This is a genomic window from Streptomyces sp. NBC_01508, from assembly GCF_045040315.1.
GTDB lineage: Bacteria > Actinomycetota > Actinomycetes > Streptomycetales > Streptomycetaceae > Streptomyces.
In genome coordinates, this window is record NZ_CP109419.1 from 6874429 (window position 1) to 6887691 (window position 13263).

The following is a 13263-nucleotide window of genomic DNA, read 5'->3' on the forward strand; positions in this document are numbered from 1 at the left end:
ATGCGCCATGGGCGTATGGGTTTGGGGGGCATTGCCCGAGTATCCCTGAGCCAAGGACCGTGATCATCGTGCTCGTCGGCATCCCCCGCGAGGTAAAGAACAACGAGTTCCGGGTGGCCATCACCCCCGCCGGAGTGCACGAGCTCGTGCGCCACGGTCACCAGGTCGTCATCGAGCGGGACGCCGGCGCCGGCTCCTCGATCACGGACGCCGAGTTCACCGCCGCCGGCGCCCGGATCCTGCCCACCGCCGACGAGGTCTGGGCCGCCGCCGACCTCGTGCTGAAGGTCAAGGAGCCCATCGCCGAGGAGTACCACCGCCTCCGCAAGGACCAGACCCTCTTCACCTACCTGCATCTCGCCGCCTCCCGCGAGTGCACGGACGCGCTGCTGAAGTCCCGCACCACCGCCATCGCGTACGAGACCGTCGAGACCGCGAACCGGCGGCTGCCGCTGCTGGCCCCGATGTCCGAGGTCGCGGGCCGGCTGGCCCCGCAGGTCGGCGCGTACCACCTGATGCGCTCCGTCGGCGGCCGTGGCGTACTGCCCGGCGGCGTTCCCGGTACGGCTCCGGGCCGCGCCGTCGTCATCGGCGGCGGCGTCTCGGGCTGGAACGCCACCCAGATCGCCGTCGGCATGGGCTTCCATGTGACGCTGCTCGACCGGGACATCGACAAGCTGCGCGAAGCCGACAAAATCTTCGGCACGAAGGTGCAGACCATCGTCTCCAACGCGTACGAACTGGAGCGCGCCGTCGTCGAGGCGGACCTCGTCATCGGCGCCGTTCTGATCCCCGGGGCGAAGGCGCCGAAGTTGGTCACCAACGCGCTCGTGGCCAAGATGAAGCCCGGAAGTGTACTTGTCGACATTGCAATCGATCAGGGTGGTTGCTTCGAGGATTCGCACCCGACCACCCACGCCGAGCCGATCTTCCGGATCCACGACTCGGTCTTCTACTGCGTCGCCAACATGCCGGGTGCCGTACCGAACACCTCCACCTACGCGCTGACCAACGCCACGCTTCCCTACATCGTGGCCCTCGCCAACCTCGGCTGGACCGAGGCGCTGCGCCGTGACCCGGCACTCGCCAAGGGCCTCAACACCCATGACGGGCAGGTCACTTACGCTTCCGTGGCCGAGGCCCACGGCCTCGCGTACACCGAACTGGCCACCGTTCTCGCCTGACCCGTCAACGGCGTCCGTCAACCTCGCGCCCCCGGCCGGATCTTGCGTGGCAAGGTCCGGCCGACTGTGTGTCCCGCCACTTCCCGGGCCTCGTTCAACTCGCCTCGAACGTAACCCTTTAACCCTTTCGCACCCGTGTGAAACGCGTCGGCGGAGGGCTGTGCGCCCTTGACACAAGGGTGTTCGGTTGCCGACACATCGGGCCGGGTCCGGCGGATTGTGTTGCTGCGGAGTGGTGACACGCCATAGAGTCGCCAACCGTCGGCATGGTGCCACGCTGACCTATCGATAAGTTCCTGGTCACGTCCAAGGAGGTAAGACGACTTGTGAATGAGTCGACATTTACTCCCGGGGGTGGTCAACCAGGAATGCCTGCGCTGGGCCACCGGAGCCCGTCGTCCGGGCTAGAGGCCGTCGGCTCCGTCGCTGTCCGCACCTTCACCACCCATCAGCACATGACGACAGCCCACCAGACGATGGACGGCCAACACGTGAACGCCATGGCCGGCAACGAGAGTGGCCGAGAGTCCACCCACTTCGCCGACTTCGACGAGGTGCCCCAGGGGCACTTCTACGACCCTGACGCCGAGTACGAGCCCGACCCCGAGTACGCGGCCACCCTCGCGCCCGACGCCGCACGCCAGCGCCGCGAGCGAATCGGCCCGACCGGGCGTCCCCTGCCGTACTTCCCGATCCCGGGCCCGGTCACCGACCACGGCCCCGCGAAGATCATCGCGATGTGCAACCAGAAGGGCGGCGTCGGCAAGACCACGTCGACCATCAACCTGGGCGCCGCGCTCGCGGAGTACGGCCGGCGCGTGCTGCTGGTCGACTTCGACCCGCAGGGCGCCCTGTCCGTCGGGCTCGGCGTCAATCCGATGGAGCTCGACCTCACGGTCTACAACCTGCTCATGGAGCGGGGCATGTCGGCCGACGAGGTGCTCCTGAAGACCGCCGTGCCCAACATGGACCTGCTCCCGAGCAACATCGACCTCTCGGCCGCCGAGGTGCAGCTGGTGAGCGAGGTGGCCAGGGAGTCCACGCTCCAGCGCGCGCTCAAGCCGCTGATGCAGGACTACGACTACATCGTGATCGACTGCCAGCCGTCGCTCGGTCTGCTGACCGTGAACGCGCTGACCGCCGCGCACAAGGTGATCGTCCCGCTGGAGTGCGAGTTCTTCGCGCTGCGCGGGGTGGCCCTGCTCACCGAGACCATCGAGAAGGTCCAGGAGCGGCTCAACCCGGAGCTGGAGCTGGACGGCATCCTCGCCACGATGTACGACTCCCGCACGGTGCACAGCCGCGAGGTCCTGGCGCGGGTCGTCGAGGCTTTCGACGATCACGTCTACCACACGGTGATCGGCCGGACCGTGCGCTTCCCGGAGACCACGGTCGCCGGTGAGCCCATCACCACCTACGCCTCCAACTCCGTCGGCGCCGCCGCCTACCGCCAGCTCGCCAGGGAGGTGCTCGCCCGGTGTCACGCCGAGTGAGTCTGCCCGGGGCCGACGAGCTGTTCCGTACGACCGGGGGCATGGCGCTCCAGGCTTCCTCGCCGGGTGACCGGCGGCGTACCGCGAACGGCGAGCCGCGGGTCCCGGCACCGGCCCAGGAGAGCGATCAGGGCGCCGCACAGCCGGGAGCCGCGCAGTCGGCGGCACCGGCACCGGCCCAGGAGCACTCGGCGACCGACGCGGACTCGTCGGCCACCTCCCGCAGTCGCGCCCCCGAGCAGGAACAGCAGCGCCGGCCGCAGGGGCCGCAGGACGGCGGTGGCACCCCCACCGTCGGCCAGCAGGGCGGCCAGCGCCGCAGAGGGGGCCGCGGGGCCAACCGCCGCCCCAGCGGGCGCGAACGGCACGACGAGAAGATCACGGTCTACGTCTCCGCCGAGGAACTGATGGACCTGGAGCACGCGCGTCTGGTGCTGCGCGGCGAGCACGGACTCGCCGTGGACCGGGGGCGGATCGTCCGCGAGGCGGTCGCCGTGGTCCTCGCCGACCTGGAGTCGCGCGGCGACGCGAGCATCCTCGTCCGGCGCCTGCGCGGGCGCTGAAGGTAGCCTCGGCGGACTTGTCCCTCCCGCCTCCAGGACCGCCATGCCGCCCACCGACGACTCCGCAGCCCGCTCGTCCCGCCGTGCGCTGGGGCGCGGGCCGGGGGCCGTCGGCGCGGCGGCGCCTGTGGTGGCGGAGCCTGTACCGGTGGAGCCGCCGGCCGTGGTGCCCGAGCCCGTGGTGCCCGAGCCGGCGGAGCCGGAGGCCGTACCGGAGCCCGAGCCCGTACGCGACACGGACACCGGTCCCGAAGCCACGGCAGAAGCCGGACCCGAACCAGCAGCCGAGCCCGAGCCCGACGACGGGCGGTTCACCGTACGGCTCGTGAACTTCGAGGGGCCGTTCGACCTGCTCCTCCAGCTGATCTCGAAGCACAAGATGGACGTCACCGAGGTCGCACTCTCCAAGGTCACCGACGAGTTCATGGTGCACATCCGCGCCATGGGCCCCGACTGGGACCTCGACCAGACCACCGAGTTCCTGGTCGTCGCCGCGACGCTCCTGGACCTCAAGGCCGCGCGCCTGCTGCCGTCCGCCGAGGTGGAGGACGAGGGCGACCTGGCGCTGCTGGAGGCCAGGGACCTGCTCTTCGCCCGGCTGCTCCAGTACCGCGCGTACAAGCGGATCGCGGAGATCCTGGGCGCCCGGCTGGACTCCGAGTCGCGGCGCTGTCCCCGTACCGTCGGCCTGGAACCGCACCACGCCGCGCTGCTCCCCGAGGTCGTCATCGGCATCGGCGCCGAGGGGTTCGCCCGGCTCGCCGTCAAGGCGATGCAGCCCAGGCCCAAGCCGCAGGTGTACACCGACCACATCCACGCGCCGCTCGTCTCCGTCCAGGAGCAGGCGGGGATCGTCGTGGCGCTGCTGCGGGCGGCCGGCGAGGTGAGTTTCGCGACACTCGCCGAGGACGCCCCGGACACGCTCACCGTCGTGGCGCGCTTCCTCGCGCTGCTGGAGCTGTACCGGGAGAAGGCCGTCGCCCTGGACCAGGACGAGGCCCTGGGGCCGCTCACGGTGCGCTGGACGGGCGGGGACGACGACGAGTCGCCACGGGTGACGGACGAGTTCGACCGCCCGCCCGATTCCGTGACGGCCAGTCCCGAGGACCCGACGAACACGAGCGAGGAGAAGGCGTGAGCGAGCACCGTACGGTCGCCGACCTCGGACTCAAGCCCGCCCTGGAGGCGGTCCTCATGGTCGTGGACGAGCCCGCGACCGAGGATCACCTGGCCAAGGTCCTGGACCGGCCGCGCAGGGCCGTCGCCGACGCGCTGCGCGAGCTGGCCGACGAGTACACCGTCCAGCGCCGCGGCTTCGAGCTGCGCCTCGTCGCGGGCGGCTGGCGTTTCTACTCCCGGCCCGAGTACGCGGAGGCCGTCGAGGGCTTCGTACTCGACGGCCAGCAGGCCCGGCTCACCCAGGCCGCGCTGGAGACCCTGGCGGTCGTCGCCTACCGCCAGCCGGTCAGCCGGTCGCGGGTCTCGGCCGTACGCGGAGTGAACTGTGACGGGGTCATGCGGACCCTCCTCCAGCGCGGTCTGGTCGAGGAGGCGGGAGCGGAACCCGAAACAGGTGCGATCCTGTACAGGACGACGAACTATTTCCTGGAGCGGATGGGCCTGCGTGGTCTGGACGAGCTTCCGGAACTCGCGCCCTTCCTTCCGGAGGCGGACGCGATCGAGGCCGACAGCCTGGAAGGCGTTCCGTCGTTCGATCCGGACGCACCGTACGCCCCGGAAACTCACGCAGACGACAAGACGGACATTTGATGCGAAGCAACGGCAGGAACAGCGGAAGCGGCAGCGGCAGCGGCAACCGGAGCGGCGGTGGCGGCGGCCGGGGAGCCGCGGGCGGCAAACCCCAGTCGAGGTCCGGCGGGGGTCGTGGCGGCAGCGGGGCGAGCGCCGGTGGCCGGGGGAGCGGCGGCGGCGCGCGTGGCGGCGCCGGCGCGCGGGACGACAAGCAGCCGAAGCGTGAGAGCAATCCGCGTCCCGAGGAGCGCCGTTACGACGTCGGGCGCTCCAGCGGCCCCGGTGGGTCCGGTGGCGGTCAGGGTGGCTCCGGCGGCCCGTCCGGCGGCGGCCGTGGCGCCTCCGCACGCGGCGGCGCCAAGGGCGGCCCCAAGGCCCCGAGCATCGCGGCCAAGCGCCGGGCCCAGGGAAAGCCCGCCCGCCCGCGCGAGCTGGACGCCAAGATCGAGCAGCGCAACCGTGACCGGTACGCCGACAAGCCGGAGATCAGGACCCCCAGGACCAATCCGGGCGCCGATCAGGAGGGCGAGCGGCTCCAGAAGATCCTGGCGCGTGCGGGCATGGGTTCGCGCCGGGCCTGCGAGGAGCTGATCGAGCAGTCCCGCGTCGAGGTCAACGGCGAGATCGTCGTCGAGCAGGGCATGCGTGTCGACCCGCACCGGGACGAGATCAAGGTCGACGGGCTGACCGTCGCCACGCAGTCGCATCTCTTCTTCGCGCTGAACAAGCCGGCCGGTGTCGTCTCCACGATGGGCGACCCGGACGGCAGGCAGAACCTCGGCGACTACGTCACCAACCGCGAGACGCGGCTGTTCCACGTGGGCCGGCTGGACACCGAGACCGAGGGCATCATCCTGCTCACCAACCACGGTGAGCTGGCCCACCGCCTCACGCACCCCAGGTACGGCGTGAAGAAGACGTATCTCGCCGCCATCCAGGGGCCGTTGCCGCGTGATCTGGGCAAGCGGCTCAAGGACGGCATCCAGTTGGAGGACGGCTACGCCCGCGCCGACCACTTCCGCGTCGTGGAGAACACCGGGAAGAACTACCTGGTCGAGGTCACCCTCCACGAGGGCCGTAAGCACATCGTGCGCCGCATGCTCTCCGAGGCGGGTTTCCCCGTCGAGCGCCTGGTCCGCACGTCGTTCGGCCCAATCCCGCTGGGTGACCAGAAGTCCGGCTGGCTGCGCCGCCTGACGAACACGGAGGTCGGCATGCTGATGAAGGAAGTCGGCCTGTAGAGGGACCAGTTCCGCCCCGTACCGAGTGAAGAAAGCCCGTGGCCGCCGGCCGCGGGCTTTTCTGCTTGTGGCGCGCGCCCGTTCACCTTTATAGTCAATCTGACCATTAAGGAGGCGGGCGTGAGTCTCGCGGATTTTCTCGACCCCTTGCAGCAGCCGCTCGTGACCGTGCTCGACACCCCGGTGAGCTGGACCGAGGTGCTCGGCTTCGGCAGCGGCGCGCTGTGCGTCTGGCTCGTCGCCCGCCAGCACCTCGCCAACTGGCCGATCGGTATCGCCAACAACCTGTTCTTCATCCTGCTGTTCGCCCAGGCCGGCCTGTACGCCGACGCCGGGTTGCAGATCGTCTTCATCGCCCTCGCCACGTACGGCTGGTGGACCTGGACCCACGGGGGTGGACCAGACTCCACGTACCTCCCGGTGCGGCGCACGACGCGCACCGAGTGGGGCTGGCTGCTCGCGGCGGGGGCGGTGGGAACTCTCGGTCTGACGCTCCTCCTGGACCACCAGACCTCTTCGACGGTGCCGTTCTGGGACGCCGTCACCACCGCGCTGTCGCTGATGGCGACGTACGGGCAGTGCCGGAAGCGCCTGGAGTCGTGGTGGCTGTGGATCGCGGCCGACGTCGTCTACATCCCGCTCTACGCGCACAAGGACCTCTACCTGACGTCGATCCTCTACGTCGGCTTCATGACCCTGTGCGTCATCGGACTGCGCAACTGGTCGCGCGACCTGGACCGGCGCCCGGCCGACGTGCCGGCGGTCACGGCATGAGCGCGGCGTACGAACACGGCGCGGCGTACGAACACGGCGCGGCGTACGAACACGGCGCGGCGTACGAACGCGGACCGGCGTACGAACACGGCCTGGTGCTCGGCAAGTTCTACCCTCCGCACGCCGGCCACCACCACCTCGTACGGACCGCCCAGGGCCGCTGCGCACGGCTCACCGTCCTCGTCTGCGCCGCCTCCGTCGAGTCGGTGCCGCTCGCCGACCGCGTCGCCTGGATGCGCGAGATCCACCCGGACGCCCGGGTCGTCGGCGCAATCGACGACACCCGCATGGACCTCCACGACCCCGCCATCTGGGACGCGCACATGGCGGTCTTCCGCGCGGCCGTCCCCGAACCCGTGGACGCCGTCTTCACCTCCGAGCCGTACGGGGACGAACTCGCCCGCCGCTTCGGCGCCGCGTCCGTCACCGTCGACCAGGACCGCACGCTCCACCCGGTCTCCGGGACGGCCGTCCGCAAGGACCCGGCCGGCTGCTGGGACTTCCTCGCCCCGCCCGTCCGGGCCGCGCTCACCCGCCGCGTCGTGGTGCTCGGCGCCGAGTCCACCGGCACCACGACCCTGGCGCTGGCGCTCGCCGACCACTACCGGGCGCGCGGCGGCGTCTGGGCCCGTACCCGCTACGTACCGGAGTACGGGCGGGAGTTCAGCGGGCACAAGCTCGCCGCGCTGCGCGCCCGATGGCCCGGTGCCCAGTGGGAGGACGTCGAATTCACCACCGACGACTTCCCGTTGATCGCCGGGCGGCAGAACGAGGCGGAGGAGGAGGCGGCCCGTGCCGGTTCACCCGTTCTGTTCTGCGACACCGACTCCTTCGCCACCACCGTCTGGCACGAGCGGTACGTGGGCGGGCGCAACCCGCTGGTCGAGGAGGTCGCCGACCGGGCGCCGCACCATCTGTGGCTGCTCACCGGCCACGAGGGCGTCGCCTTCGAGGACGACGGACTGCGGGACGGCGAGGAGCTGCGGCCCTGGATGACCGGCCGGTTCAGGGACGAACTGACCCGCACGGGGCGGACGTTCGTGGCGCTCGAAGGGCCGCACGAGAAGCGGCTCGCCGACGCGGTCGTCGCCGTGGACGCCCTGCTGGACCAGGGTTGGTACTTCGCCGATCCCCTGCCGGAGAACAGATGACACCCCAAGAGCCGCCCCAAGAGCCGCCCCGACGGCAGCCCCGAAAGCCGTTCCGAAAGCCGCTCCGACAGACAGACGAAGAGTCACCCCAGCGGCCCCGCGTGCCCGAGAACTACGACCCCGCCGACTTCGTACCGTTCGCCGTCACCGTCGACCTCGCCGTCTTCACGGTCCGCCAGAGCCGACTGCACGTCCTGCTCATCGAGCGCGGCCAGGAGCCGTACCTGGGCCACTGGGCGCTGCCCGGCGGCTTCGTACGGCCCCGGGAGTCCGCCGGGCAGGCGGCGCGGCGTGAACTCGCCGAGGAGACCGGCCTGTCGCCGGAGACCGTCGCCGGACTGCGACCCGAGCAACTGCGCACCTACAGCGACCCGGACCGCGACCCCCGGATGCGCGTCGTCTCCGTCGCGTACACGGCGCTCGTGCCCGACCTCCCCGAGCCGCGCGGCGGCGGCGACGCGGCGCGCGCCCGCTGGACCCGCTACGGCGACGGCGCACTCGGCCGACTCGCCTTCGACCACGGCCTGATCCTGGCCGACGGCCGGCGCCGTATCGGGGCCAAGCTCGAATACACCTGCCTCGCCACGGAGTTCTGCCCGTCCGAGTTCACCCTCGGTGAGCTTCAGCAGGTGTACGAGACGGTCTGGGGCGTCGAGCTGGACCGGCCCAACTTTCGCCGCAAGGTGCTGACTTCACCCGGCTTCGTGGAACCGGTGGAAGGCCCGCCGCGCCGCACCGGGGGCCGGGGCAAACCGGCCGCCCTCTACCGCGCAGGCACCGCCACCGCACTCCACCCGCCGCTGCTTCGACCGGAAGGACGGACCACCTCATGACCTCCTCGGACACCTCCTTGGGCACTTCCTTGGGCACCTCCTCGGGCACCGCATCCAAGAGAGCCGCCACCGGCGCCATGACCGGGCTCGCGCTCGGCGACGCCCTCGGTTTCCCCACCGAGTTCAACGACGTGCCGTCGATCCTCGCCAAGTTCGGTCCGTGGCGTGAACTGCCGCTGCTGAAGCCCGCGATCGTCAGCGACGACACCCAGATGACACTCGCGCTCGGCCGGGGCTTGCGCACCGCCATGGACCGGGGCCCGCTCGGACCGACGCGCCTCGCCCGGCCGGTGCGCGAGGAGTTCGTCGAATGGTTCCACGACCCGCAGAACAACCGCGCCCCCGGCAACACCTGTATGACGGCCTGTCAGCTCCTCGACAGCGACCGCCCCTGGCAGCAGGCGAGCCGGATCGGCTCCAAGGGCTGCGGCGCCAACATGCGCGTCGCACCGATCGGACTCGCGCCCGGACTCACCCTCGAACAGCGCTCCGGCGCCGCGCAGCTGCAGTCCGCTCTCACCCACGGCCACCCGACCGCCCTGGCCGCCTCCGACCTCACGGCCCACGCGGTGCACCTGCTGGCGCGGGGAACCGAACCGCTCGGCCTGGTGGGCCTGCTGCGCAGCTACGCGTACGAGAACCGCTCCCGCTACCACCACACCTGGCTCGGCGACCTGTGGACCCACAGCCAGGACCCGACCCCTGAGCACTTCGTCGAGCGCGGCTGGGACGACTGCCTGGCCGTACTCGCACGGCTCCAACAGGCCTTGGCCGCACCCTCGCCCGAGACCGACCCGTGCCTGGCGACCGGCGACGGCTGGATCGCCGAGGAGGCGTTCGCCACCGGGCTGCTCTGCTTCCTGCTCTTTCCCGAGGAGCCGGTCACGGCGCTGCGCCGGGCCGCCTGCACCAAGGGCGACTCGGACTCGATCGCCTGTCTCACGGGCGCGTTCGCGGGCGCGCACCTCGGGGCGGACGCCTGGCCGAAGGAGTGGGCGGACCGGATCGAGTACCGCGAGGAATTGCTGGAACTCGGAGCACTCTGGGACGCTTGATCCATGCGTATGGATGACGAGCACGTGGCGGTCGGCGCCCCCTTCGACCACACCCTCGACGAACCCCCGGCCGAGCGCGCCCGGCGCCTTCACCTGGCCGGGCTGCCGACGACCGATCTCGGACCGGTCCTCGCCGAGGAGGCGGATCCGCTGCTGTTCGTCACCGTCTCCGGCGCCCACCTCTACGGATTCCCCTCCACGGACTCGGACGTCGACCTGCGCGGCGCCCATCTGCTGCCGGTCGCCGAACTCATCGGACTGCACGAGCCGGACGAGACCCGGTCGCGGATGTGGGACCGCGACGGCGTGGAGATGGACCTGGTCAGCCATGACCTGCGCAAGTTCGTCCGGATGATGATGCGGCGCAACGGCTACGTACTGGAACAGCTCCACTCGCCCCTGATCGTGCACTCCACGGACGCCCACCGGGAACTGCTGTCGCTCGCGCCCGGTGTACTGACCGGCCACCACGCCCACCACTACCGGGGGTTCGCCGCCACCCAGTGGCGGCTCTTCGAGAAGACCGGCGAACTCAAGCCGCTGCTCTACACGTTCCGCGCGCTGCTCACCGGCGTCCACCTCATGCGCAGCGGCGAGGTGCAGGCCCATCTGCCCACGCTGCTCGCCGAAGTGAGCGCGCCCGACTATCTGCCCGAGCTGATCGAGGCGAAGGCCGAGGCCGAACACGGCGCGGCGACCGGCCTCGCCCCGACCCGCCTCCAGAGCGACGTGGACGCGCTCCACGCGGTCCTGGCGGAGGCCAGGGAACGGACCCGGCTACCCGACTCCCCGGTCGGCTACGAGGCGCTCCACGACTTGGTCGTCCGCACCCGCCTGGAGCGCTGACGCCTGGAGCGCCGACGCCCGCAGTGCCGACGCCCGCCTCGTGCGGATCACGAAGTCCTCGACGCGTGCGTGGTCCGGCTCGGCGGGCAGCGCGCAGCCGTCGAGCGCGGCGTCCGCCTCCTCCCCGAGGCGGTTCATCCGCCGCTCCACCTCGGGCCACGGGACCTCACCGCGCTTGACCGCGAGCAGCGGCTCCCGCTGCTCACCCGCGTCGATGACCAGCCGGCCCGTACGCAGCAGGTCACGGCAGCAGCCCAGCAGCCGCAGCAGATGCATGGCGTGCTTCCAGCGGGGCGCGCCGTGCTGCCGGATGTCCGCCTCCAGCTTCTTGCGCTGGCCGATCGCGTAGCGCACGAAGGTCTCGTGCGCCTGCCGGGAGAGGAACGCGTCGCGCAGGGCGAGGAGTTCGCGGCCCGTGTCGTCCACCTGCTCGACCAGCGGCGAGTGCAGGCACTCCAGCACATTGGGATTGCTGCGCAGCGCGAGCAGACAGAAACGCTCCAGCTCCCAGGAGAACCGCTCGTCGGCCGGCCTGTCGACATGGGTCGGGGGCTTCTCGAAGCCCCAGTACAGCGGCGTCGGCGCCAGGAACACCCCCCGGTGGTCGGTGTCACTGCCCTCGGTGGCCAGACCGAAGGCGCGCGATCCCATGACGCACGCGTAGACGGTGTGGTCGCGTACCAGATCCTCGGGCGTCATGCGCGTAGAGATTACGTGAGGGCACGACACCCGCCCCGCCCCGGACCCCCGCCCCGGACCCCCGCCGTCTCGCGCAACGGTCGCCCCGTCCGTACCGCCGCCCATCTGTCTAACCTGGGACGAAGCACACGATCACTGAGCGGGACGAGGAGCACGACGTGCCGGTACGAGCAGGCCGAGGGGCCGTCCAGCTGGAGCGGGACGAGCCCGGGCACATGGACGAGCAGGTCGCCCTGCTGCTCTCCGCCATCCTGGAGCGCAACAGCCTCGGGGCGGACGACCTGATCAGTATCTGGTTCACCGCCACCCCCGACCTGCACAGCGACTTCCCGGCCGCCGCCGCACGCGGAATCGGCATCGTCAGTGACGATGGCTCGCTGATCTGCGCGCAGGAGCTGGACATCGAGGGCGCCATGCCCCGTGTGGTCCGCATCCTCGCCCACATCGAGTCCGACCTCCCCCGCTCCGAGATCGCGCACGTCTACCTCGGCGCCGCGGCAGCCCTCCGCAAGGACATCGCCCAGTGAGAACCGCCCTCGTCATCGGGACCGGCCTGATCGGCACCTCGGCCGCCCTCACCCTCGCCGGGCGCGGCGTCGCCGTCCACCTCGTGGACCACGACCCGGCCAGGGCCCGGACCGCGGCGGCGCTCGGCGCCGGCACGGAGGAGCCGCCGGCCGGCCCCGTCGACCTCGCGATCGTCGCCGTACCGCCCGCGCACACCGCCACCGCGCTCGCCGCCGCGATGCGCGCCGGCAGCGCGCGGGGCTACCTGGACGTCGCCAGCGTCAAGGGCGGCCCCCGGCGCGAGCTGGAGGCGCTGGGCCTGGACCTCGCCGCGTACATCGGGACGCATCCGATGGCCGGCAAGGAGAGTTCGGGACCGCTCGCCGCCACCGCCGACCTCTTCGAGGGCCGCCCCTGGGTGCTGACCCCCACGGCCGGCACCGACACCGAGGTGCTGAACCTCGCCCTCGAACTGGTCGCGCTCTGCCGTGCGGTGCCGGTGGTCATGGACGCCGACGCCCACGACCGGGCGGTCGCCCTCGTCTCTCACACGCCCCAGCTGATCTCCTCGATGGTCGCCGCCCGGCTGGAGGAGGCCGACGAGGCGGCCGTAAGGCTCTGCGGCCAGGGCATCCGCGACGTCACCCGCATCGCGGCCTCCGACCCCCGGATGTGGGTCGAGATCCTGACGGCGAACCCGGGGCCGGTCGCCGACGTGCTCGCGGGCGTGGCCGCCGACCTGGACGAGACGGTCGAGGCGCTGCGGGCGCTCCAGTCCGCCGACGAGGCCAAGCGGCGCGGCGGCACCGAGGGCATCGAGGACGTCCTGCGGCGCGGCAACGCGGGCCGGGTGCGGGTGCCGGGCAAGCACGGCGCCGCACCGGCGTCGTACGAGACGGTGGCCGTCCTGATCGGCGACCGGCCGGGCGAGCTGGCCCGGATCTTCGCGGACGCCGGCAGCGCCGGGGTCAACATCGAGGACGTCCGCATCGAACACGCGACCGGGCAGGAGGCGGGTCTGGTGCAGCTGATGGTGGAGCCCTCGGCGGCTCCCGTCCTGAGCGCGGCGCTGCGCGAGCGCGGCTGGTCGATCCGCCGCTGACAGCGGCGCCGAAGACACTCCTCTGACCGGTACGGGGGCGGGCTTTCGCGGGGGTGTAAGGGA

The 13263-nt window shown here is 71.4% G+C and carries 14 protein-coding genes; 13 read left to right on the forward strand and 1 reads right to left on the reverse strand.

Annotated elements, in window-relative coordinates:
- Positions 1 to 68: 68 nt before the first annotated feature.
- The 11 genes from ald to OG700_RS31740 all read left to right on the forward strand — a co-directional run bounded on the left by ald (position 69) and on the right by OG700_RS31740 (position 10892).
- On the forward strand, positions 69 to 1184 hold the full coding sequence (ald, locus tag OG700_RS31690; protein ID WP_405622131.1) for an alanine dehydrogenase: 1116 nt from the start codon (positions 69 to 71) through the stop codon (positions 1182 to 1184).
- Between the two features lie 368 nt (positions 1185 to 1552).
- Positions 1553 to 2677, forward strand: coding sequence for a ParA family protein (locus OG700_RS31695; RefSeq protein ID WP_385803969.1), 1125 nt, complete (start codon positions 1553 to 1555; stop codon positions 2675 to 2677).
- Entirely contained in the window at positions 2662 to 3240 is a 579-nt protein-coding gene (locus tag OG700_RS31700; RefSeq protein WP_405619564.1) for a hypothetical protein, read from the forward strand. The genes OG700_RS31695 and OG700_RS31700 overlap by 16 nt, the downstream gene beginning before the upstream one ends.
- 43 nt (positions 3241 to 3283) lie before the next feature.
- On the forward strand, positions 3284 to 4378 hold the full coding sequence (locus OG700_RS31705; protein WP_405619566.1) for a segregation and condensation protein A: 1095 nt from the start codon (positions 3284 to 3286) through the stop codon (positions 4376 to 4378).
- Positions 4379 to 4434: 56 nt separating this feature from the next.
- The gene (gene scpB, locus OG700_RS31710; RefSeq protein ID WP_405622133.1) at positions 4435 to 5010 is read left to right on the forward strand and encodes an SMC-Scp complex subunit ScpB; all 576 of its coding nucleotides are present in this window, start codon (positions 4435 to 4437) and stop codon (positions 5008 to 5010) included.
- Positions 5010 to 6233 (forward strand): pseudouridine synthase, encoded by a 1224-nt coding sequence (locus OG700_RS31715; RefSeq protein WP_405619568.1) that lies wholly within the window; start codon positions 5010 to 5012, stop codon positions 6231 to 6233. Before scpB ends, OG700_RS31715 begins: the two co-directional genes overlap by 1 nt.
- 120 nt (positions 6234 to 6353) lie before the next feature.
- Complete coding sequence (gene pnuC / locus OG700_RS31720; protein WP_405619570.1) at positions 6354 to 7007, forward strand: nicotinamide riboside transporter PnuC; 654 nt, start codon at positions 6354 to 6356, stop codon at positions 7005 to 7007.
- Positions 7004 to 8158 (forward strand): AAA family ATPase, encoded by a 1155-nt coding sequence (locus tag OG700_RS31725; RefSeq protein ID WP_405619572.1) that lies wholly within the window; start codon positions 7004 to 7006, stop codon positions 8156 to 8158. Before pnuC ends, OG700_RS31725 begins: the two co-directional genes overlap by 4 nt.
- Positions 8159 to 8259: 101 nt before the next feature.
- Positions 8260 to 8991 (forward strand): NUDIX hydrolase, encoded by a 732-nt coding sequence (locus OG700_RS31730; RefSeq protein WP_405619574.1) that lies wholly within the window; start codon positions 8260 to 8262, stop codon positions 8989 to 8991.
- Complete coding sequence (locus OG700_RS31735) at positions 8988 to 10046, forward strand: ADP-ribosylglycohydrolase family protein (RefSeq protein WP_405619576.1); 1059 nt, start codon at positions 8988 to 8990, stop codon at positions 10044 to 10046. The genes OG700_RS31730 and OG700_RS31735 overlap by 4 nt, the downstream gene beginning before the upstream one ends.
- Before the next feature lie 3 nt (positions 10047 to 10049).
- Positions 10050 to 10892, forward strand: a complete 843-nt coding sequence (locus OG700_RS31740; protein WP_405619578.1) for a DNA polymerase beta superfamily protein — start codon at positions 10050 to 10052, stop codon at positions 10890 to 10892.
- Here OG700_RS31740 and OG700_RS31745 read toward each other — a convergent pair.
- A complete protein-coding gene (locus tag OG700_RS31745) occupies positions 10824 to 11591 on the reverse strand; it encodes a DNA polymerase beta superfamily protein (RefSeq protein ID WP_405619580.1) in 768 nt (255 codons plus the stop codon). The genes OG700_RS31740 and OG700_RS31745 overlap by 69 nt on opposite strands.
- Positions 11592 to 11749: 158 nt before the next feature.
- On the opposite strand from OG700_RS31745, the gene aroH reads away from it, so the two are divergent.
- On the forward strand, positions 11750 to 12118 hold the full coding sequence (gene aroH / locus OG700_RS31750; RefSeq protein WP_405619582.1) for a chorismate mutase: 369 nt from the start codon (positions 11750 to 11752) through the stop codon (positions 12116 to 12118).
- Entirely contained in the window at positions 12115 to 13200 is a 1086-nt protein-coding gene (locus tag OG700_RS31755) for a prephenate dehydrogenase (protein ID WP_405619583.1), read from the forward strand. The genes aroH and OG700_RS31755 overlap by 4 nt, the downstream gene beginning before the upstream one ends.
- The last annotated feature ends 63 nt before the right edge of the window (positions 13201 to 13263 follow it).